1 protein-coding gene is annotated in these 1155 nt (G+C 61.1%); it reads right to left on the reverse strand.

The features are described 5' to 3' along the window. Complete coding sequence (locus V6766_RS25480) at positions 1–1083, reverse strand: IS630 family transposase (protein ID WP_180899062.1); 1083 nt, start codon at positions 1081–1083, stop codon at positions 1–3. Positions 1084–1155: the final 72 nt, after the last annotated feature.

Genomic DNA, 1155 nt, shown 5'->3' on the forward strand with positions numbered 1-1155 from the left:
CTAGTGGTTTGATTCCAACGTTTGGAACCCTCGATTTCGTGCGGTGATGATGTCCTCGGGATCGGCTTTCCAGACAAATGGCTTGGGACAGTCAGCATTGTATTCGCGCACGAAACGGTTGATTGCGGCCTGCAGATCGACGACGGAATGGAAGACCCCGTATTTGAGCCTTCGCCGTGTGAGTTTGGCGAAGAAGCCCTCGACGGCATTGAGCCAGGAGCAGGATGTCGGGGTGAAGTGGAAGGTCCAGCGCGGATGGCGGGCGAGCCAGGCGCGGACCTTGTCCTTTTTGTGTACGGCGTAATTGTCGAGGATGACGTGGATGGCCTTGTCTTGCGGCACCTCGCGCTCGATGCGGTTGAGGAAGCGGATGAACTCCTGATGGCGGTGGCGCTGCATGTTCTGGCCGATGACCGTGCCATCCAGCACGTTGAGCGCGGCAAACAGAGTGGTGGTGCCGTGGCGCTTGTAATCGTGGGTCATGGTGCCAGCACGGCCCTTCTTCATCGGCAGTCCGGGCTGGGTTCTGTCGAGAGCCTGTATCTGTGATTTCTCGTCAACCGACAGCACCACGGCATGGGCCGGCGGGTCGACATAAAGACCAACGATGTCGGTGAGCTTTTCGGCGAAGGCTGGATCGTTGGAGAGTTTGAACTGCCTCCAGCGATGCGGGCTGAGACCGTGAGCCTTCCAGATCGCCTGAACCGTCGAGGCCGCGATGCCGGCGACCCTGGCCATGGCGCGCAGCGTCCAGTGTGTTGCCTCGTGCGGCGGCGGTTCCTGCGTCAAGCGGACGATCTCGGCAACACGCTCCGGCGGGACCGGCGCCTTGCCGGGTGGCCGGGACCGGTCATGAAGCAGGCCGTCGACGCCCTCATGCATGAACCGCTCCTGCCAGCGCCACACACAGGTTTTCGACTTGCCGGTCTCGGCCATGATCGCCGAGGTGCCCAGACCATCGTCGCTCAGAAGGATGATACGTGCCCGCCAGACGTGCTTCTGTGGGCTGTTCGGGGCCGCGACGATGGCGCTCAATCGCTGCCGGTCGTCGGGAGATACCGTAAAGGAAATGTTGCTGCGCATGCCGCAGACTCGCACATCTCAAAGCGGTTGGGAATCAACCAACGGACTCCTTTGATCCGATCAATCCACTAG

It is taken from the genome of Martelella sp. AMO21009, assembly GCF_053484295.1.